Here is a 20,851-nt window from a genome sequence, read left to right on the forward strand (position 1 = left end):
TTAAATGAAAATCAAAAAAATGAATTAAAAAAATCGCTTGAATATTTAGAAAATATAGAACCTAATTCTACAAATTTAGAAAATGTTGATTATGTGCAATCTTTAATTGCAAAACTTTGCTATAAAAACAATATATCTGACTTTAATATTAAAACATTTGAACAAGTTTTAATTAGAAATTTAGAAAACTATATTGCTAATCAAAACCCAATTATTACGACAACAGATGAACTATTACAAGCAATATTCTTAATCTTTTTAAATGATATAGAAATTGTTGATAGTAATTTAAAACGTTTACAAAATCTACCTGCAAGAAGATTTTATTCAATGATTTTAGGTTGGAGAAGTTCGAGTGCTTCGTACAAGGAAATGATAGGAAGTTTTATGCGTTATTGGAGAAATCTAACGAATGATAATTTATTAATTTATATCGGCGAAAAATGGGGAGAAGTTAAAAGAAACTTTACCGATTTCAAACCTCTATACGTTGATTTAAGAACAAAAAACAATACTCAAAGGATAAATTTAGCTATTCTAAAAATAAAAGAAGAACAAGACTTTATTGAATTCAATCTTCTGAAATATATTGAAATACTAGCAGAATTAGAATTAATTGATTTGACTTTTTATGAGCAAATAAAATATGGCAGTTCTGATACAAAAATAATAACTTTATTGAAAAATGGTTTTTCAATAGAACTTGCAAAATGTATAACTCAAGAAAATTACAGAAGCTATATTTCAATAAACAATCAGAGTGATGAAATAGTAATAAGTGAAAACATAATTAACGAAATGGAAATAAACGGCGAAAATAAAATCTTAATATTCGAAATAAAATATCACATTAACCAACAATAATCACTTCTGCCAACACTTACTACAAGCGATTTGGGGCATTTGGTTTAATTTAAAAATGGTATTTTGGATGTTTTGGCAGAATTAAGAATATGATTGAAAAATGAAAGAAAAATATCTAAAATCTTTAATTCAAAAACTCAACAAAAATAACAACAATGAGCTTATTCATTTGAGACCTCTTTCTTCAAACGTGGAATTTGCAAAAGTTTGGGTTAAAAAGCCTAAATTTCAAAAAAACATTTCTGACATAAATGGTCCATATAATTTTTATTTTATCAAAAATGAGGATGATATTTATGTTTCAAATGTACTTGACATGGGGTCAGATTTACATTGGTTTGTGGATAAGAAATTCCGAAGAAATGGATATTTAACTAAAGCTTTAAGGGAAATAATTTTAAGTCATTTATTCCAAGATAGAAATGAGCAAAGAATTACAATAGATAAAAGTCAAATTGGTGAAGAAAATTCTATTGCTTCGGAAAATGTAGCAGTTTCTCTTGGATTCAAAAAATTTAATGAAAAGGAATTTTTATTATCCGGAGATAATTATTACAATGATTTTTATATTGATGGAATAAATTCTTTTATGCCTGAGGAAAAAATTGATGAATTAAAAAATAGAATAAAATATTTAGCTCAGTCATTGAAAATGATTCAAAGTGAAGTGGAAATGAAACTTGGTTTGGCTGACTATGTAGAGGAATTGGAGGAAACAGTTAAAACATTGAATGGACATGCTATTGAATTAAAAGAAATTTGGTTTGAACAAAATCCTGACTAACAATGTCAGCTACTAACATAGATGCTACCCATGGCTGTTGCGAGTGTCACACTCGTTCACACAATCAAAATTATTATTTTCTAGTTAAAACTTAATTCCTCCATAAATAGAAAAAGAAATTTACATTTTTGATTTTAGAAGAATAAAAGCATTTTGAATTTAAAAACTTTTACAGATTATGGAGATAAATTTTGATGTTATTAGAATTGGAAAAATTCGTAAAGATAACACCGCAGAAATAATTCTGAAACAGAATGTTAATTTCATGAAATGTGGAATTAGGCATTTACTTAATAATATTGATAATTTGGACGAAAAAATTGAGATTATTTTAGCTATTCCAGGAAAAGGATACTCTGTCAAAATAGTATTACAGGAAGTAAAGAAAAAGCACATTAGAAATGAGCTTAAAAACAATTTTCCCTATTCTATTTACAATGGAAAATATTCTGCTATTTTGGACAATGTAAACAATAAGATTTCTAAAGGTTACTAAGTCGAAAAAATGCTATTTAAATGGATTTTAGATCATTATAATATGCCGTATCCCAACTGGCGCTCTTTTGCAACGAGTGCTTGCTTAAATTTATAAAGAAAATGGTTAGCGTTTGCAACCGGTTGGAATATTATTTGATCAATTCACTTAATGGAAAGTTGGTATTGTTATAGATTATTTATAATACAAGAACGTTAGTGTCAAACCAAAACCATAACATTCAAAATCGCGATTATGAATATTAATTTACCAAGTGAAGAATTATTGGATGTACTTCATCTTGCGCAAGAACAAATTTTACGAAGTGAAAGAATTAAGTTTGAAAAAAACAGAGTTTGGCGCGAAAATAGAGTTCCAAGCTCCCCTGGAGTTTACGCACTTTTTGAAAAAAATAACAGGATATTGTATATCGGAGAAAGTGGTAATTTGCGCGAACGAATGAACGAAATAAATAGAACCGTTAATCATTCATTTCGAAGGCAATTAGGATATTCAAGATTTGGCGGTGTAAAATCAACCAAAAAATTTGAATCTGATGTAGAATTAAAACTAGATTTATTCTTTGCGGAAGAATTATATGTTGCGTTTATAGAAGTCTATTTTGGAAGATTAGAAATTGAAGCTTTCTTAATTGCTAATCATCAGGCAATTATAACAAATTCTCTGAGTAAGCGAAAATTAAAAACGGTAATGGAATATCTCGAGCAAGCACGATAGTATGGTCAGCATATAAGTACCTATAATCGTAATTGCAGAGTTTTTCAGAGTTTTTCAAAGTTAATAGATAATAATTTTAAGCATAATAAATGCACACTTTTAGCTAAATTTACTTTGAATCATTTTCATCTAAATCTGTTTTATGAACCTCCCACATTCGCAGCAACTGCCGGTAAATAAGTTAGCATCAGTATTTGCTAATACTTCTGCAAGTTATAAGTTTTACTGGTTTTTAGCTATTCTTGAACTGGTAGAAGAGGGTAACACAAATATTGAAAAAAGGAGATTATTCTCAAGAATGATTAGTAACTCTTGGTACACTGTAAATTATTTTCATGTTTCTTTTGGCAAACAAGATCTTATTCAAGATTCAGTTAGAGCTATTATACAAATAGAGAATCTTACTATAAATGAAAATAGAAAAACTTTAAATACTGTTTTAGAAAAGACTAATAAGACTGAAACTATCAAAATTTTAAATCATTTTGATAAAAATGTACCACACTGGTTTATTTCATCTTGGTTTTCAGGAAATCGTAATGAAATTTATTCACTTTCCCAAAATTTTGATCATGGCTGTCTTTATCGTTTAGAAAAAGATTTTATAGAGATAAATCCAATATGGATTTCTTATTTACAATCGAATGCCAAGATACTTAAAGACTTTTGCTTCTGGAATTTATCTCTATTTCTTCAGAAAAGAAACCTGAATGTTCCTGATATTCCAAATAAAATAAGCAAATCAATCACGAGAAAATCTTTAGTTAAACAAACCAACGAATATTGGAAATTAGTATTTAATGAATTGGGATCGATTGATTGTATTTTTACGAACAACCGATTAGTTTTTGACGAAAAAAAATATGCTTTGGACCATTTTGTACCTCATGCATTTGTTTCACATGATTTAATTTGGAATTTAATTCCGATAGATAAAACTTTTAATTCCTCAAAAAGAGATAAACTTCCGTCAGTAAATAAATATTTTGATAAGTTTTATAATCTTCAAAAAACAGCTTTTGAGATCGTGAAAACCCATAACGGTAAGAATAAATACATAGAAGAGTATCTTAGCATTTTCCCTAATTTAGAAGACAATTATGAATTTGATTATCAAAGATTCAAAGAAACTATTCAACCTTTGATAACTATCGCCAGCAATAACGGGTTTTCATTCATGAAAGATTAATCAATTTTTATTTTTCTCTTATCAAATTAATTGCAATAATTATAGTCCCTGTTGAACAAAAATTCAAGGGATTTTTATTAGTAAAAAGCAAAATTTTCTTATTTAGAAATAGTGCTTTTCTAGTTATACTATATGTAATTTATTTTTAAATTATAAACAGGTATTTATACTGTGATTTCTTATCTAGCAAAATGATTAATTTGCTGGGTAAAATGATGCTGTTATGGAAAACCGTAATAGATGGATTTATCTGCTTATTACTTTTATATAAATTTAATTATAAACAATTATTAACTATGAAAAGATTTACTGTTAGAGTGCAATTACATACCAAAGAAGGGAAACATTATGAATTAGATTCTGAGGCCTATAAAGTCTTACATGCTGAAATGGAACGTTTAGGCTTTACGAAGACAATAGAATCGGTAAGAGGATCAATCCATGATTTGCCATCAGCAGAGTATAATTTTATGACAAGCAATGATAGCATTACAAAACATCATATATTGAAAGAAGCTAGAAAAGCTGGTAGTAGTACCGGGCAATTTTTTTCAATTTTAGTAACTCCAGTTTCTGAAGTTGGAAGATGTTGGTACAATCTGGATGAAACAGAAGAAAGCGAAGATTAATTATGATACTTTGCAAAACTTAAACTATTTTAAAATAGGTTAAACACATCAAAACACTAAAAAAGGGATTGTCTTTATAAACAGCCCCTTTTAATATTAAGGGATGTTTTTTTACTCTTCAATAGAAATTTTTCTAAACTCTTTTAATTTTTTTTCAATTTCTAAAGTTAATTAATTTTATCTCTATACATATCATACAAGCATTACCACTTAAATTATAAGCAAATAAAAGTTGCCTGATATTTTCCTAAAAACGTAAACTTAACAATAAATGTTTCCGAAATAAGTAAACTATTTGTAAATTTGTGAAATGACAATTCAAGAAACTTCTTCGGGAAAAATTTACAATTTAGAAATTCTGCCAGTAGAAGATATTGATTTTAAGTATATAGATAAAAAACGCTATTTTTTCGATTGGAAGACTGAAAAGGCTTACGAAATCTATAAGTTAAAAATTATCAATTCAAATGATATTTTAGGAATTATTTCTTTGGAAAGAATACCCGAGGAATGGAGAATCCATATTAGGCTTCTAACGGTTTCATCAGAAAATAAAGGTTCGAATAAGAAGTTTGACAATATTGCTGCAAACTTAATTACCCATGCTGCGAAAATTGCAGTAGCAGAATATGCAGAGTTAGCCTGCGTATCACTCAAACCAAAAAGTAATATTGCCCAGCATTATATCGACAAATACAATATGAATATAACCGGAATGACTTTGAGTCTTGAGGTTCCGGAAATTTTAAACTTGATAAAAAAATACGATAATGAATAAGAAAGTAAATATTGAAGATATTGAATTTGGAGTAGATTCAAGATACAAATCAAATTCAGAACGTGATACCGATGGAGCGGCTTTAATGGAAGCACGTTTACAACGAATTAAAAACTTACCCGCAGATCAGGTTATTCGTGCAAAACTATTACAACTAAAATTAAAAATGGAAGCTTATATAAGCAAACCAACTTATGATAATCACCACTATTTTTCAGAATTCTTGTCGGCATATATTGATACTATTTATAATAAGAGAAGTAGTTTTGCAAAAGATATTGATATAACTCCGGTAAGTTTAAGTCAAGTCATAAACAATCATAGAGAACCTAAAGAAGAATTTATTCTGAAGTTAATGATACATTCTGAAAAAACATATCAGAATGTTTGTGAGTTCCATAAAAAGACATGGTTTCAGGTTTATTTTCATGAAAAAATTTGCGATACGATGTCAACACAAGACAAATGGAGGCCAAAAATTGAAAAGCATGTAAAATTTAGTGAATCTCTAAAGTTAGAAACTGTAGGTAACAGTCGATAACCAAACAGATAATTGGAATTATTCTTTTAAGTTCTAATTGAGACTTTTATTAATATTAGAGTCGCAGGAATTAAAGTTACTTACAGATTTATTAAGATCTATTACAAGGTTCATAATCAATTTACTTATTATAAAAAAAGCCTTTTCAGAAAGTCTGAAAGGCTTTTTAAGTAAAGTAAAGAATGAATTATTTTTTCGACTCCTCGATAGAAACTTTTCTAAACTCTTTTAAAAGTTTTTCAATTTCCAAAGTTGATTTCCGAGCTCTAGCTCCCGCTGCTTTAACACCTTTTTCAATTAGTGAATCTGATTCTGTTTTAAATATTTCGATTTCGGTGTTTATTTTGGCTACTAAATCTTTCATAATATGTTTTTATTAAATTAAGGCAGCGAAAATAAAACTTTGCTTGTTATAAAGCAATTTTGCTGCAAAAAATAAAAACGTTTTTAATTCATAAATTGTATAGAAATCATTTCCTGATTTTTTTATTAGAGAATCTCATTTTCTTGAGACATCTTATTTAGTTCCCCAATAAAATATGAGGTTGGACACCCGGCTTCTGCAAAAAATGCCTGGGTGAATGTTTTGGTACTGCTAAAGCCGACTTCTTCAGCCAATGCACTATTTGAATATTTTCTTATTTTAGCGTCCTCTTTCAACAACTTTATTAGATAATCGATTTTAAGATCGGCAATATATTTCACAAATTTCTTTCCTCTGTATTGATAGATTATCATTGATAAATATTTTGGATTGGAATTGAAGATTGAAGCAAGCTTTGCCGAAGTCAGATCCTTTGCTAAAAATTTTTTATCTTTTTCAAATTTTTCCAATTGTTTCAGTATGTCTGCCACAGTATCTTTATTGATGTTTCCAATTCCGTTATCTCCATTTTTGACTTCCGTTTTAGGAGCAGCTTCGTTTTTTGCCATCAATTCCTCAAATTTTTTTCTGTAAATATTCTTGTTTGTGATATGTCTGTAAGTAATAAATGATACGATTAAAAAGAATAAAACTACTATACCAGTAAAAATAAAATCATTATACTTCCTCTTGTTAAACAAATCTTCAATATCCTGCTTCTCTTTTAGTAATACTTTTGTGTCATACACTTTACGAACTCTGCCAGAAAGATATCTAAACCTGTTATCCAATACACTGTCTGCTTTAAGTAATTTCTCAATATAGTAAAGTTGTTTGTTAAGGTCCTTTTTAGACTTATAATATTTGATAATCAGCTCATAATTCTGACGCATGTCGGGACGTATATATTCTTTGTCATCAAAAATCTTATCAACTTTAAAAAAATACTGTAAAGCCATTTCGCGGTTGTGGAGATTCCAATAGCTTTTTCCGATATAAAAATACCCTACAGATTCATTTGCAAAATCTTTGTTTTTATTTATCGTTGGAATTGTAGCGCTGATCTTTTTAATAGCTGTGGTATAGTTATTTTTAAAATATTGATTAACACCTTCTGAATGAATGAAGTACTCTTTCATTTCATTATTGTCTAATCTTATTCCTTCCTGAATACCATTTTCATTTATCTCCGAACATAAGCCGTAATTGCCAATTCTGTTATAACACAAACCAAGTGAATGGAGAGAATTTAAGTATGCTCTTGTATTATTTTCTTTAAAATAATCAATGCATTCATTAAATAAAGAAATTGCCTCGTCATAAAACCCCAGGTAGTATTTTATGTGTGCAATGTTATATTTGACCTTATATATCAAATATTTATCATTGGTTTTGGATATATAATTATCGGCTATAAGATAATTATCAAGAGCATATTTATGTTTTTTCTGTCCGTAGTAGACTATTCCTTTTGAAAGATAAGAAGCCCCAATTAGAGCATTATCATTTGCTTTTTTGGCACTATGAATCATACTGTCTGCATATACCAATTTTAATTTCTCAGGTAAATAGAATATATAATTTTTATACCCATTTACAATTTCCTCTGAATTTTGATCAATTTTCGCCTTGTTCAAAAAGTATTGAAGATAGTGTGCTTGTTTTGCTTTGTCCTCAGCCGTTGCTTCTATGCGCCCAAAGAGGTAATCGTAACTTTTTCTTTGAAGCGTATCGGAAATTTTAGATTCAATTTTCTGCGCATACAATTGATTCATTAAACAAAGAGCTACCACTATTATATATCTTTTAATCATAATTTAAATTAAAAAATGAAACATTATTTGATTTAAAAATGCATTTTTAGCAGTAAAAAACACTACTGAGTAAATAAATATTACGTTTTGCTTAACACAGCATTAATAATAACGTAACATGCTGATAATTAGTATTTTTTTTGATAAAAATGGTATGTCGATTTTCGGAAAATCGATACTCTATATTCGGAAAATCGACATACAACGTTTTGCAAATCAAAAAATCTACTTCTAGATTTGTCCTGAATTCAATAGCAAAAAATATTTGGCATCGTGCCGGATTAAAGTTCTGCTAACCCGGGTGAAATGAACTGACTGAAAAAAAACAGTCATTGCATTTAACACTTTTAATCATGAAAAATCTTTTATTATTGTTAGTGATCATTACATCACTATCCGTTTCTTGTACTAATGAGAATATAGAGCATACAGAAATTCTAAGCAGTACTTTACCAATAGAGAAGTCTAAAAAAACGGCAAAACTGCTTCAGAATCTTAACGCTGAAAATCCTGCTAATATATATGACATAGCAGGTAAAATACATAATGACATTCTTGATGTTTATCTGACAGGTAGCTATTCCTTCAATACAATCAGCCAAGTCAGTCAAAAGGTTGATTCCATCTCAATTTTGAATAGTGATTATTTAAATTTGGAAACACATCTTCCGATTGACTTTCAGGAGATACAAGAAATTGTTGACAATCCTCAAATAAAATTAGAGCAGGCGATTGCAAACTCATCAATGACAAATGGTGCTAAAATCTCTCTTTCCAACTTTATGGCATCCATGCTTTTATGGGAAACAAATGATTATGCTGTAATTCATCAATCCATAACTAGATTCGAAGCGTCCGTAATTTCCAACACAGAGTTTAGCACTGAAGACAAAAGGATCATTCTTACCACTTCCTCTATAGCAAGATATTCATCGTATTATGCCATAGAACGCAAAGACAAAGACTGGGATACTTCTGTTGGCAATCGTGTTGGAGCTTTACAAGGTGCTTTGGCAAATTCTTCAAGTGCGGTTAACAAATCAATTGTGACAGGCCTCTTAATTCAAAATCTTCAAACAGATTAGCCATGTATATAACTGAGTCGATTGAAAAACAACTGCAATATGTGTATTGCGTGTTTTTGATTCTTTTCAATATTTTAAGCCTTTATTTCATCATAGACCTATTATCCTATGATGAAATAATAGGCTATTTAATTGATGGTGGGATAAAAACTGATTCTCCCAGAAAATTGGCATATCTATTTTTTGTAAACGGCATTTCAAATTTATTTTTCGTTTGCGTTTCATTGATGGCCAGATTATTTGATAAGTAATACTTTCTAGCATAATTAAATTAAACATTTTAAAGCGCTTATTTTGGCATCTCTAAAATCAAAATATAACCCATCAGGCTTACAAGTCTACATTTTTGAAACATTCTCCTCCAGAATTGCTTTTAAAGAATCAATTATATTGAATCGATTTACCGTTTTGATTATAAATTCCGGAGCAGTATGCCTGTTGATCAACAGTAAAAAGATTCATTTATTTATCAATGAACTAATTGTTATTCCAAAAAAGTCTATTTGTGAAGTTTTAATAATGAGCAATCAATTGCAAATATGCCAGCTGTCATTCTCATCGGAGTTTGCTTTTGCTAATAGCATAAGATGGCCGCACATTGGATATTTTGAATTTTTTATTGCAAAAAATACTTCCAAGATTTTTCTCAAAAATAAAGAAATTGGATTACTTGTAGATTTACTTAAATTAATCAATAGTAAGGTTAGAAGTTCAAATAAGAATATTCTGAAAAAGGAAACATTGCTTTTGAGTTTTAATCTTTTTCTTTATGAACTGGCAGGAACATACTATCGATCATCCTGGTACGATAATGTTAAACATACTGGAAATGAAAAAATAGTTATCCATTTTTTTAGGTTATTAGAACTACACTGCAGAAAAGAACACAGTGTGAAATTCTATGCAAATATCTTAAATGTTACTGTAGGGCATCTTACTAAAACTGTCAAACAGGTTACGGAGATCACAGCGAAACAATGTATCGAAAATGCAATTATTCTGGAGGCAAAAATCTTGCTTCAAAATAATGATTTAACGATTTTGTATATTTCAGAAGAACTGAAATTTGCCAATACTTCTTTTTTTAGTACTTTTTTTAAGAAGCATACTTCCCTGTCTCCTTCTGAATACCGTTTACGATTAAATTCTAATTAAATATTAACAACACATGTTTTGACCGGGTTAAGAATGTTCTATAAGCATTGATTTAGAGTACTGTCGATTGCAAGTCGGGAGAAATATTTACTAAATAAAAGTAAAAGAAATGACTCAAACCTATCTTTTAGAATGGATGGACTTAACGGTAACTTCAACCCTTAATCCCAACAAAACGGACCTTACTCTGATTTCTCCAATTCAATCAAGAGAGATTATTGAAAAAGCGAATGAACAAACATTTTTTATTCAGTCACAGTTTACTATACAGGTTTTTTCACTTACTAAGGAGAAACAGATAAAAATTTTAGTTGGAAATTATTATTCCACATTACTATTTCTTTTAGATAAAATAACGGAAATAAATAATAGTAATGATTTACACAGAGATAGTCTAAAAGAAGTAACAACTACTTTAATATCTTGTTTGAATGAGTTAATAATTTTTGTAGAATCAAGATTCGCAAACTATTTAACTGCACCTTTTAAAATTTTGGAGAGGAAGACAAGCAGTCCAATAGTTTCAAGTAGTTCTTCCGGTAAAGTTTTATGTAAACTTTCAACCGATCAGACAGCCCTTATATTAAGAGCTTCCGATGAATTAAAGATTCTTATTTCAAAGTCAATGAATCATTTATTTAAAACAATTGTTCCTTTTCTTTCCACTCCAAACAAAGCTGACCTTTCTTATAATGCTATGCGAAGTAAATCATACGCTGCTGAAGAAAGAGATAAAGAGATTGTAATCGAAACATTAGAGAGTATGATTAAACAGATTAAAGAATATTAACTAAATAATTTAAAAATTAAAAACCATGAAAAAGCTATCGTACATTTTAACTATTGTGATTTTAATAATCACAAGCTGTCAACCTAAAAAGCTGGATGAGAAACTGGCTGCTACGCTTATTTTAGAGAAAAATCATTATCCTGCAATTGTAGATCATGATATTTTCTGTGGAGATCCCGCACATGCTAATACTATTTTTAAATCGGGACTCGTAGAAAAAGGATTTGTAAAGGTACTCCAAACCAGAAAATTTGGAGATACAACTTCGTTTGTAAGTTTTACCTCTGCAGCAAAACCGTATTTACTGCCTACATCGACATCTGATAAAATAAGTAAAATTCAACGTGTAAAAGTAGCAGATGAAGTTTTTGGATCAATTACAGCAATAAGGATTATGAGTTCCGGTAATAAGGCAATTGTTGAATACATTACAATTCGAAAAAAGAACATTTTTGCTGCTGCAATTAAAAATGGATTGAAAGATACATTGACGCATGAAGTCTATTTTATAAGAAACGAGGATGGCTGGAAGCTTCTGTATAAGAAGTCGGAGATTGAATTTTTATCATTTTAGAATATGAATTGTACTGTTTGAAATCATTTCATAGATGATTTGGAAAAATTGTAATGAGATTAAAACTAAAAAAATATTTTTATTTCAATTTTAAAAAAGTCAAAAAAAATGTGATAAAACTTTTCTTATATTCGCTTTGACAAAAGTTAATTTAATGCAGAAATACAATCAAAAATTTTATTGATACTATTTTTTAGATGGCATTTATGATTTCTGTTTCAGCCTATTAATAACTATCTGCAGATAATGAATCGACAAATGAAAAAACTAATATTAAATACAGACAATTCAAAAACGACAATATTAATTAGACTTATGATTGGAGCTGTATTTCTTTCTGAAGGAATTCAAAAATTTTTATTTGCTGACACACTTGGTGCTGGACGATTCGAAAAAATTGGTTTGCCTTTACCTGAATTTTTATCGAGTTTTGTGGGCGTTTTTGAAATTTTTTGCGGAACGTTAATTCTTTTCGGATTTTTTACACGATTAGCAAGTATTCCACTTATCATTATAATGTTGGTAGCTATTGCGACAACCAAATCTGAAGTTTTAGCCGAAAAAGGTTTTTGGGGAATGATGCATGGAAGCAGAACCGATTGGGCGATGCTTCTGGGAAATGTATTTCTGTTAATTAAAGGAGGTGGCTTTTGGTCGGCTGATAATACATTGACCAAAGATGGCAGATAAAGCGACCTTAAAAGATATCGCAAGATTATTTCTAAAACTGGGTATTATTGGTTTTGGTGGTCCCGCTGCACATATTGCTATGATGCAAGATGAAGTGGTTACGAAAAGAAAATGGCTAACTGAACAGCATTTTTTGGACTTGATTGGTGCAACTAATTTAATTCCTGGACCTAACAGTACGGAAATGGCAATTCATATCGGATACGAAAAAGGAGGTTGGAAGGGTTTGCTTATTGCAGGTCTTTGTTTCATTTTACCAGCGGTTTTTATTACAGGAATTTTTGCTTATCTCTACAAACTTTATGGACAATTTCCCGAAGTACAACCATTTATTTATGGAATAAAACCAGCCATTATCGCCATTATTTTAGGAGCAATTTTTCCATTGGCAAAAAAATCGCTAAAATCGCTAGAACTAATAATCATCGGAGTACTTGTTTTGTTTGGATCATTTGTAAACATCAACGAAATTTATTTAATGTTTGGAGCAGGTTTCTTCGCTTTGTTTTTGGCATATTTAAGGGACAGAAACCCAAATAATATAAGCAGTTTTTTTCCATTAACATTACTACAAATCACAAATACGACAATACTTTCTGCAACTAATACAAACTTGTTTTGGGTTTTTCTAAAAATCGGTGCAATACTTTATGGGAGTGGCTATGTTTTGTTCGCATTTCTAGATACAGAATTAGTTTCGGCAGGACTTTTGACAAGACAACAATTAATTGATTCTATTGCAGTTGGACAATTTACACCCGGACCCGTTTTTTCATCGGTAACATTTATCGGATATCAAATCAACGGTTTGACAGGTGCAGTCATTTCAACAATCGCTATATTTTTACCTTCATTTATATTTGTAGCGTTACTCAATCCAATCATAAGGAAAATGCGAAATTCAAAACTGTTTGCGGCTTTTTTAGACTCTGTAAACGTAGCATCAGTAGCAATAATTATTGCTGTTTGTTTTGAAATGGGCAAAGATACTATCACCGATTGGCGTACAATTTTGATTGCATTTTTAAGTATCGTAATTACATTTGGATTCAAGAAATTAAATAGTGCTTGTGTGGTTTTAGGCGGTTCATTAATCGGATATTTGTTGACACTTATATGATAACAATCACCATACATTAATTCAAGTTAGCCTCCCAACTCGGGAGGCTTTTATTTTTTTAAATTTTTTTATTTTTTTTCTCCTTGATTTTACTAGGGGTACAACGGGGTACAACTGGGGTACAACAAAAAGTTGTACTTGTGGCAGTCTGTTGTCTATTGTTTCTTTGCCCTGTAATGATGAAGATCCGGATTTAGAATTCTGGATTGCGAGAAACTAATGTAGAACGATAAAATGATGAGGTATGTTTACAAACATTTCATGGGGTAATTACATAGTTGTAGTTATTCTGCTACTGGCAAGCTGGTATTTATTTGTTGGATTTCGATTTTATTTTGATGAATTCAAAGACGTCCTATCAGGAAAGCGGAAATTTCAATTCCGCAGATTAGGAGCCCCAAATTACGGAGACTTTCAATCCGAAGAAAGCTATCAGGGGTCGCCTGAAGCAATTTCAAATCAAACTTCTTTTGGCGAATTTGACAGCACCTTTCAGGATGTTGATGCGCTGGTTGCCCGACTAAAAAGTTTTATAGCAGATGCTGTAAAAAGAAAACTGCTCAAACAAGAATTCCTGGACTACATCCAACTCATCTTAAAAGAATATCCATCTGTAAAAGATTCTGCTTTTCGCTCTTCTGTCAGCGAACTTATTGTGACAGAATGCAAAACACTTGAATCTATAAGTGTTACCCAGGCAGAAGCAGAAGGGTTATGGAATTGAAAAATCTAAAACAATATAACGGAGGAAATGCTCCTGTCCATCCCGGCGCAGTAGGACAGATGTAAAAGGAAAGTGGAACGCGACAGCGGCAACACCTCCGTTTTTTTATCTGAATTTTTAAACTTTAAATAATGTGTGATGAAAAAATGGAACTGGAATTTTAAAAAGTTTATTCAAGAAAAAACAAATAAAATCTGCATAATTCTGGCACAATTACTTTTTGCGATCAGTTATGAAACCTACGCCCAAGATGGTCTGGCAGGAATCAATGAAGCCAACCAACAGGTTCGAAGTTACTTTGATGCAGGAACTGAACTGATGTATGCTGTAGGGGCATTATTAGGTCTTATTGGTGCTGTCAAAGTATATCAAAAATGGAACGCAGGTGATCCTGATACCGGAAAAGTAGCAGCAGCCTGGTTTGGAAGCTGTGTTTTTCTGGTTGTAGTGGCTACCGTAATCAAATCCTTCTTTGGGATTTAAAACAAATCGTTATGGAAGATATACTCAAAGAAAAGTTATGGTTTTACATTATCCATAACAATCCAGATTTAATGTTTACACTTCAGGAAGATTATAGTGTATCGGATTATCTCAATGAGAAAATAAGTAGTGTAAAATCCATATTGGACGATATGTTATCTGATGGTACACCTCAATACATCATCGAAGAAATCTGTCTCAATGTACTTACCGAAGATCTGAAACCTTCCCAGTTTTTATATATCCGCTCGCTGCTTTCGGATGAGTTTGATAAAACCTATGCCGCTTTTCAGGAATCAGGTATTCTTACCTATGAGGTAATCAACCTTATGGAAAGCTGCAAGCCAATTTTTGAAACCGTTGGTTTTACAAAAGAAAATGAAGAAGATCCCACCTTGAGAAATGCCCTTATCGGTCAGATTGCTGACTATGTGAGTTGAGCTATTTATAGCAGTGTTAAGTATGAAAAGGAGTAATTATGGCTTACAATCTATCCCAAAAACTAAGTGCCAATATCCAGGCGATTACCATTGCAATGCAATGGCAGCAAGGAGATGCTTTATCGGCAGAAGTAGTTGCAGCACTTAAAGCATATGCTGGCTTTGGAGGACTCAAGGCTATTCTATATCCACATGGCTCTGCCGAAGACTGGATAAAATCCGGAGCTACTAAAGAAGATCTGAAACTGCATCCAGAGATGACACGTCTGCATGAATTGTTGCACGAACATTATTCTGAAAAGGATTATAACGGGGTTGTTTCTTCGCTACGTAACAGTGTGCTTACGGCATTTTATACACCGGATATTGTACCCAAAACTTTGTACACTGCTTTGGAAAAACAAGGTATTAATCCTAAAAGGTTATACGAACCATCAGCAGGATCAGGAATTTTTATTACTGAAGCAGAAAAGGCTTTCCAAAATTTGGAACAAATTACCGCTGTCGAAAAAGACCGATTGAGCGGACTGGTGCTTTCTGCATTAAACAGTACACTTTCAACCAAAAACACCACTCATGTAATAGGACTCGAAGAAGCTCCAACAAATGATAACGGCAGTTATGATCTTGTGGTCAGCAATATTCCTTTTGGTAATTTTTCTGTTTATGACGAAGCCTATCCAGATAAAGCCATTTCAGGAAAAATCCACAATTACTTTTTTGCAAAAGGACTGGATAAACTCGCTGATGGCGGTCTTATGGCATACATAACGACAGATGGTTTTTTAAACAGTCCTTCCAATCAGAGTGTCCGCAAGTATCTTTTTCAAAATGCAGATTTTGTAAGTGTAGCAGTTATGCCTGATAATCTGATGAAAGAAACAGGAAATACAGATGCTCCTAATCATTTGATTATTGTCCAAAAAAATGAGCATAAACAAACGCTATCTGACAATGAAAATGAGTTGCTAAAAACTGTTGAACTCGAAAATGAATTTGGAAAATACAGTATTAATAAATACCTGCATAATAAACCCGAGCTCATCATTGGAAATGAAATACAAGCCGGTAAAAACCAATACGGACAGGCGCACCAAAGTGTAAGACAAAATGGGGATATTATTTCTATTGGAAACCTTCTTGGAGAAAATATCACCAAAGGACTAAAAGAAAACTTTAACCAGCAACGCTTTGAGAAGGCTCAAAAAACGGAGATAGTTCCGCCCGCTGAAGCAATTGGACCAAAATTCACTTATTTACCCATGCCTGAGAGTAAAGCAAGCGGTATTTCTGTCCAACTTGGCTTGTTTGATACTGTAGCTGCGGAGAACATCAACCGTGCGATGGATTACATCAATCCTCTTGATGAAACTGTAGTAGATAAAAAAACAGCACGAATACTGAGCACCATACGCACCAATGATAATCCATCACATGAAAACGTTGTGCTAATTGCTGCCAAACAAAACAAGTCCAATCGGTATTTGTATAAATTATATTCTAATGTAAAAGAAATAGATGGTTTTTCAGCCAATTGGATGAATGGAGGATTACTGCCTCATGAATTATTGGCTTTATCCAATACTCTTCAGTACTACGATCACAAATATATTTATGAAGGAGACCAAACCCTTGAATCGGCCTTTAACCTTGAAAGACAGCTATATGAAGAAAATCTTTCATTCAAACCGTTTTACAAAGAAGGCACACTGGTTCGACTTGGAGAGGCCGTTGGGGTTATCAGTGATATAAATCATGAACACAAACAAGCTTTTTTCCAACCATTAGCAACACAAGGCAATCTGAAATTTTACGATTCCTATATTTCTATTCGGGATAATTATCTGGAACTGTTTGAGAAAGAGCAATCAGACAAAACAGCAAGTAATGAAACTCGTAGAAATCTGGATGAGCAGTATATCAAATTTGTTTCACACTATGGTATTCTGAACGGTACTGAGAATCGCAGGTTAATCATGCAGGATTCTGCTTTTGGTTTCATCATTCTTTCTTCATTGGAACGCAAAGAAGGAGAACGTTATGCGAAGTCCGATATTTTAAGCGAATCTATAGTAAAACAGCAAGAACGCTATCACACAGACGATCCAATTGAAGCCTTAGCTCGCAGTCTTAATGAAATCGGAAGTGTGGATATGGGATTTATAACCGCTGCAACTGGGCTTGAAGAAAACGAGGCGATAGAGCGTCTAAACCATCATATCTACCTGAACCCTACAGGTCAGCATTGGCAAACTTCAGACCTTTATTTAAGCGGAAATGTCGTGGAAAAGCTACAGCAGGCTAAACAGGCAGTAGAACTATATCCTGAAAACACGCAATATTACAAAGGATTGCAGGCACTGGAAAAAGTACAGCCAGAGCGCATCCCTTTTGAATTACTTGATTTTAATCTGGGAGAACGATGGATTCCCAACCGATACTATGAAAGTTTTGCCGGAAAATTATTTGATCAGCCAACAGAAATTAATTATTTCCCATCACTAGATACCTTTAAAGTAAGTACAGGACACAATACCAAAATAGACAGAGAATTTTCGGTAACTTCAAAAAGTGGCAGAACAACTTATGGATACACCATATTGGAGCATGCGCTCGAAAATACGGCTCCCTTTTTTACCTATGAAGTTGAGGGAGCAGGTGGCAAACCCATCCGACTGCCCGATAATGAAGCCATACAGCTTGCTCATCAAAAAATTGAAAACATCCGTAACGGCTTTATTGAGTGGCTGCAGGAATTGCCAATAAGTGATAAAAATGAACTGGAGAGCCTCTATAACAATACGTTCAATTGTTATGTATTACGCGAGTATGACGGAAGTCATCTGAGCTTTCCGGGTTTGGATAAAAAAGCACTTGAAATTGATGACTTGTACAGTTCGCAGAAAAATGCGGCCTGGCGTATTGTTCAAAACCGTGGTGCATTAATCGATCATGAGGTTGGGCTTGGAAAGACACTAACTATGATTGTCGCTGCCAATGAAATGAAACGATTAGGGATTATTCATAAACCTGCAATACTGGCATTGAATGCCAATGTAAATCAAATTGCAGCAACCTATCGAAAGGCTTATCCCAATGCAAGAATATTGGCACCTGGTGAAAATGATTTTACTCCGGCAAAAAGAATGAGACTCTTCCATGAGATTAAAAATAATAATTGGGACTGTATCATCTTAACCCACGATCAGTTTGGTAAAATTCCGCAGTCACCCGAAATACAAAAAGAGATCTTACAAAATGAGCTGGATAATATAGAACGGGACCTTGATACGGCCAGAGATCTGGGAGGCGATATCTCCAAGAAAATATTAAAAGGTCTTGAAATACGAAAAAATAATCTGGACGGCAGACTAAAAACACTGCTCAAAGATATAGAAGATAAAAAGGACAGCGGTATCAACTTTAAAGAAATGGGGATTGATCATTTGTTTGTAGATGAATCTCACAAATTCAAAAATCTGACTTTCACTACCCGTCATGACCGTGTTGCCGGAATTGGAAATATGCAGGGAAGCCAAAAGGCGCTTAATATGTTATTTGCGGTACGCACGCTTCAGGAAAAATTCGATTCGGATCTGTGTGTGACCTTTCTTTCCGGTACTCCAATATCCAATAGTCTTACCGAAATGTATCTGCTTTTCAAATACCTGCGCCCTAAAGAAATGGAACGCCAGCATATTGAAAACTTTGATGGATGGGCAGCTGTTTTTGCCAGAAAAACGACTGATTTTGAATTTTCTGTCACCAACGAGATTATTGCCAAAGAGCGTTTTCGCCATTTTATTAAAGTTCCGGAACTGGCACTGTTCTATAATGAGATTACCGATTATAAAACAGCAAAACATATTGATCTGGACAAACCTGAAATTGAAGAGCGACTTATCAATGTCAGCCCGACACCGGAACAAACCGAATTCATTACCCAACTCATGCAGTTTGCCAAAACAGGTAATGCGACACTTATAGGCAGGGCACCTCTTACCTCGAAGGAAGACAAAGGCAGGATGCTTATAGCTACTAATTACGCTAAAAAAATGGCTGCCGATATGAGGCTGATAAATGAAAGATATGGTGATCACCCGAATAATAAGGTCAATACATGCGCCAGAAATGTGGCCGAAATTTATCAGGGTTCCATGGAGCATAAAGGCACTCAGATTGTTTTTTCGGATATCGGGACACCCAAGCCGGATGACTTTAATATGTACGATGCCCTTAAAGAAAAACTGGTAAGGGATTTTAATATCCCGGCTCATGAGATTACCTATATACACGACTGGACCGATAAAAAGAAACCGGAGTTGTTTTCTAAAATGAATACTGGTGAGATACGTATTCTTTTGGGCAGTACAGAAAAAGCTGGAACCGGGCTTAATGTGCAAAAACGTGTTGTGGCGATGCATCATATGGATATTCCCTGGAGACCATCTGACCTGGGACAACGCAACGGCCGAGGCAGCAGACAAGGTAACGAAGTCGCCAAACTGCATTATGGGAATAAAGTAAAAAATTTCATCTATGCAACAGAGCAATCCCTGGACAATTACAAATTCAACCTTTTGAAGAACAAACAGACTTTTATCAGTCAGATGAAAAACTGTGAACTTAATGTGAGGATTATTGATGAGGGAGCCATGGATGAGCAAAGTGGAATGAACTTTTCAGAATATATCGCAGTGCTATCTGGTGATACTTCATTACTGGAAAAATCAAAATTGGAGAAAAAAGTAACGGTAATGGAAAGCCTTAAAAAAGCACATTACAAGGAAATTTCCAGAACTAAATATCAGGTTGAATACCTAATGGAGGAAAAAGGAATCACCACTAAAACACTGGACAAACTAACTGCTGATCACAGTTTTTACAAAAACAATCTGAAGTATGAACCTGATGGTTCCAAAGCAAATCCTATAGAGTTGTATAACTGCAAGACAGCAGATCCAGAAAGTATCGGCAAAGAAATTATCCTGCTCTATAAAAACTGGAAACCTCCAGAAGGAGAAAACCAGGCCAAACAAATTGGGAAGTTATATGATTTTGGACTTTATATAAAAAGAGAACGTGAAGCCTATCAAAATGATGGTTTGTACCAGTACCGTTACTCCAACAGCTTTTATGCACAACGTTTGGAAGATGGTATTAAATATACTTCAAATGGAGGAACTCCAAATGTGGACAATCCAAAATTAGCAGCCCGTCATTTTCTAAATGCCATTGATAAGGTGGAACATCTCACGGCAAAATACCAAAAGTCCCTGAATGATATTGAAAACCAACTGCCGGAATTACAACAATTAACCACAAGAGTATTTAGCCAGGAGCATGAACTTCAAAAAATGAAAAGCGATCTCTCTAGTCTGGAAAGGGAAATAGCCCTGAAAATTCAGGAGAACCAATTGAAAGAAGCCAATCCGCAAGAGGCTAGTCTCAGTAATGAAACAAAATTAAAGGATACAGCTCCGGTAATTCAACTGCCAATAAAGAGCAGTGAAGAATCACAGCGTCTCACAGCTACAGAAAGCAATACTGATAAATGGCAGGAGCGATCTTTTTCGGAAATGAGACGCAGCAACAGGATGAAATTTTAAAATAA

Annotated in this window: 20 protein-coding genes; 18 read left to right on the forward strand and 2 right to left on the reverse strand. The window is 32.7% G+C overall.

Features of this window, described 5'->3' with window-relative positions; genetic code table 11:
* The 8 genes from B0A64_RS25020 to B0A64_RS00040 form a co-directional block, all read left to right on the forward strand.
* Window positions 1-864, forward strand: an 864-nt coding sequence (locus B0A64_RS25020; protein WP_208863505.1) for a hypothetical protein, incomplete at its 5' end; no start/stop codon positions are given.
* A gap of 100 nt (window positions 865-964) precedes the next feature.
* A complete protein-coding gene (locus B0A64_RS00010) occupies window positions 965-1,648 on the forward strand; it encodes a GNAT family N-acetyltransferase (RefSeq protein WP_089477508.1) in 684 nt (227 codons plus the stop codon).
* A 178-nt stretch (window positions 1,649-1,826) separates the two neighbouring features.
* Entirely contained in the window at window positions 1,827-2,144 is a 318-nt protein-coding gene (locus tag B0A64_RS00015; protein WP_089477509.1) for a hypothetical protein, read from the forward strand.
* Window positions 2,145-2,378: 234 nt separating this feature from the next.
* Window positions 2,379-2,861, forward strand: a complete 483-nt coding sequence (locus B0A64_RS00020) for a GIY-YIG nuclease family protein (RefSeq protein WP_089477510.1) — start codon at window positions 2,379-2,381, stop codon at window positions 2,859-2,861.
* Between the two features lie 142 nt (window positions 2,862-3,003).
* Entirely contained in the window at window positions 3,004-4,050 is a 1,047-nt protein-coding gene (locus B0A64_RS00025) for an HNH endonuclease domain-containing protein (protein ID WP_089477511.1), read from the forward strand.
* 296 nt (window positions 4,051-4,346) lie between these two features.
* The gene (locus tag B0A64_RS00030) at window positions 4,347-4,679 is read left to right on the forward strand and encodes a hypothetical protein (RefSeq protein WP_123875863.1); all 333 of its coding nucleotides are present in this window, start codon (window positions 4,347-4,349) and stop codon (window positions 4,677-4,679) included.
* A gap of 310 nt (window positions 4,680-4,989) precedes the next feature.
* Window positions 4,990-5,457 (forward strand): N-acetyltransferase, encoded by a 468-nt coding sequence (locus tag B0A64_RS00035; RefSeq protein ID WP_089477513.1) that lies wholly within the window; start codon window positions 4,990-4,992, stop codon window positions 5,455-5,457.
* Window positions 5,450-5,998 (forward strand): hypothetical protein, encoded by a 549-nt coding sequence (locus tag B0A64_RS00040; protein WP_089477514.1) that lies wholly within the window; start codon window positions 5,450-5,452, stop codon window positions 5,996-5,998. The genes B0A64_RS00035 and B0A64_RS00040 overlap by 8 nt, the downstream gene beginning before the upstream one ends.
* 187 nt (window positions 5,999-6,185) lie before the next feature.
* Here the strand turns inward: B0A64_RS00040 and B0A64_RS00045 are convergent, their stop codons facing one another.
* Together B0A64_RS00045 and B0A64_RS00050 are read right to left on the reverse strand one after the other, a co-directional pair.
* Window positions 6,186-6,362 (reverse strand): histone H1, encoded by a 177-nt coding sequence (locus B0A64_RS00045; RefSeq protein WP_089477515.1) that lies wholly within the window; start codon window positions 6,360-6,362, stop codon window positions 6,186-6,188.
* Window positions 6,363-6,487: 125 nt separating this feature from the next.
* On the reverse strand, window positions 6,488-8,176 hold the full coding sequence (locus tag B0A64_RS00050; RefSeq protein ID WP_089477516.1) for an AraC family transcriptional regulator: 1,689 nt from the start codon (window positions 8,174-8,176) through the stop codon (window positions 6,488-6,490).
* A 353-nt stretch (window positions 8,177-8,529) separates the two neighbouring features.
* Between B0A64_RS00050 and B0A64_RS00055 the strand changes: the two genes are divergently transcribed.
* From B0A64_RS00055 to B0A64_RS00100, 10 genes are all read left to right on the forward strand, one after another.
* Window positions 8,530-9,261, forward strand: a complete 732-nt coding sequence (locus B0A64_RS00055) for a hypothetical protein (RefSeq protein WP_089477517.1) — start codon at window positions 8,530-8,532, stop codon at window positions 9,259-9,261.
* A 294-nt stretch (window positions 9,262-9,555) separates the two neighbouring features.
* Window positions 9,556-10,416 carry a helix-turn-helix domain-containing protein gene (locus B0A64_RS00060; protein WP_123875864.1) on the forward strand — a complete coding sequence of 287 codons (861 nt, stop codon included), beginning with the start codon at window positions 9,556-9,558 and terminating at the stop codon, window positions 10,414-10,416.
* Window positions 10,417-10,525: 109 nt separating this feature from the next.
* Window positions 10,526-11,206, forward strand: coding sequence for a hypothetical protein (locus B0A64_RS00065; RefSeq protein ID WP_089477519.1), 681 nt, complete (start codon window positions 10,526-10,528; stop codon window positions 11,204-11,206).
* A gap of 25 nt (window positions 11,207-11,231) precedes the next feature.
* Window positions 11,232-11,780, forward strand: coding sequence for a hypothetical protein (locus B0A64_RS00070; RefSeq protein ID WP_089477520.1), 549 nt, complete (start codon window positions 11,232-11,234; stop codon window positions 11,778-11,780).
* Window positions 11,781-12,038: 258 nt separating this feature from the next.
* Window positions 12,039-12,470, forward strand: a complete 432-nt coding sequence (locus tag B0A64_RS00075; protein ID WP_089477521.1) for a DoxX family protein — start codon at window positions 12,039-12,041, stop codon at window positions 12,468-12,470.
* Complete coding sequence (gene chrA / locus B0A64_RS00080; RefSeq protein ID WP_089477522.1) at window positions 12,460-13,590, forward strand: chromate efflux transporter; 1,131 nt, start codon at window positions 12,460-12,462, stop codon at window positions 13,588-13,590. The genes B0A64_RS00075 and chrA overlap by 11 nt, the downstream gene beginning before the upstream one ends.
* Window positions 13,591-13,834: 244 nt before the next feature.
* On the forward strand, window positions 13,835-14,314 hold the full coding sequence (locus tag B0A64_RS00085; protein ID WP_089477523.1) for a hypothetical protein: 480 nt from the start codon (window positions 13,835-13,837) through the stop codon (window positions 14,312-14,314).
* Between the two features lie 138 nt (window positions 14,315-14,452).
* Complete coding sequence (locus tag B0A64_RS00090) at window positions 14,453-14,797, forward strand: DUF4134 domain-containing protein (RefSeq protein ID WP_089477524.1); 345 nt, start codon at window positions 14,453-14,455, stop codon at window positions 14,795-14,797.
* Window positions 14,798-14,808: 11 nt separating this feature from the next.
* Window positions 14,809-15,237, forward strand: a complete 429-nt coding sequence (locus tag B0A64_RS00095; protein ID WP_089477525.1) for a DUF1896 family protein — start codon at window positions 14,809-14,811, stop codon at window positions 15,235-15,237.
* Between the two features lie 38 nt (window positions 15,238-15,275).
* Complete coding sequence (locus tag B0A64_RS00100; RefSeq protein ID WP_089477526.1) at window positions 15,276-20,846, forward strand: Eco57I restriction-modification methylase domain-containing protein; 5,571 nt, start codon at window positions 15,276-15,278, stop codon at window positions 20,844-20,846.
* The last annotated feature ends 5 nt before the right edge of the window (window positions 20,847-20,851 follow it).

It is taken from the genome of Flavobacterium araucananum (genome assembly GCF_002222055.1).
In the GTDB taxonomy this organism is placed as follows: Bacteria; Bacteroidota; Bacteroidia; order Flavobacteriales; family Flavobacteriaceae; genus Flavobacterium; species Flavobacterium araucananum.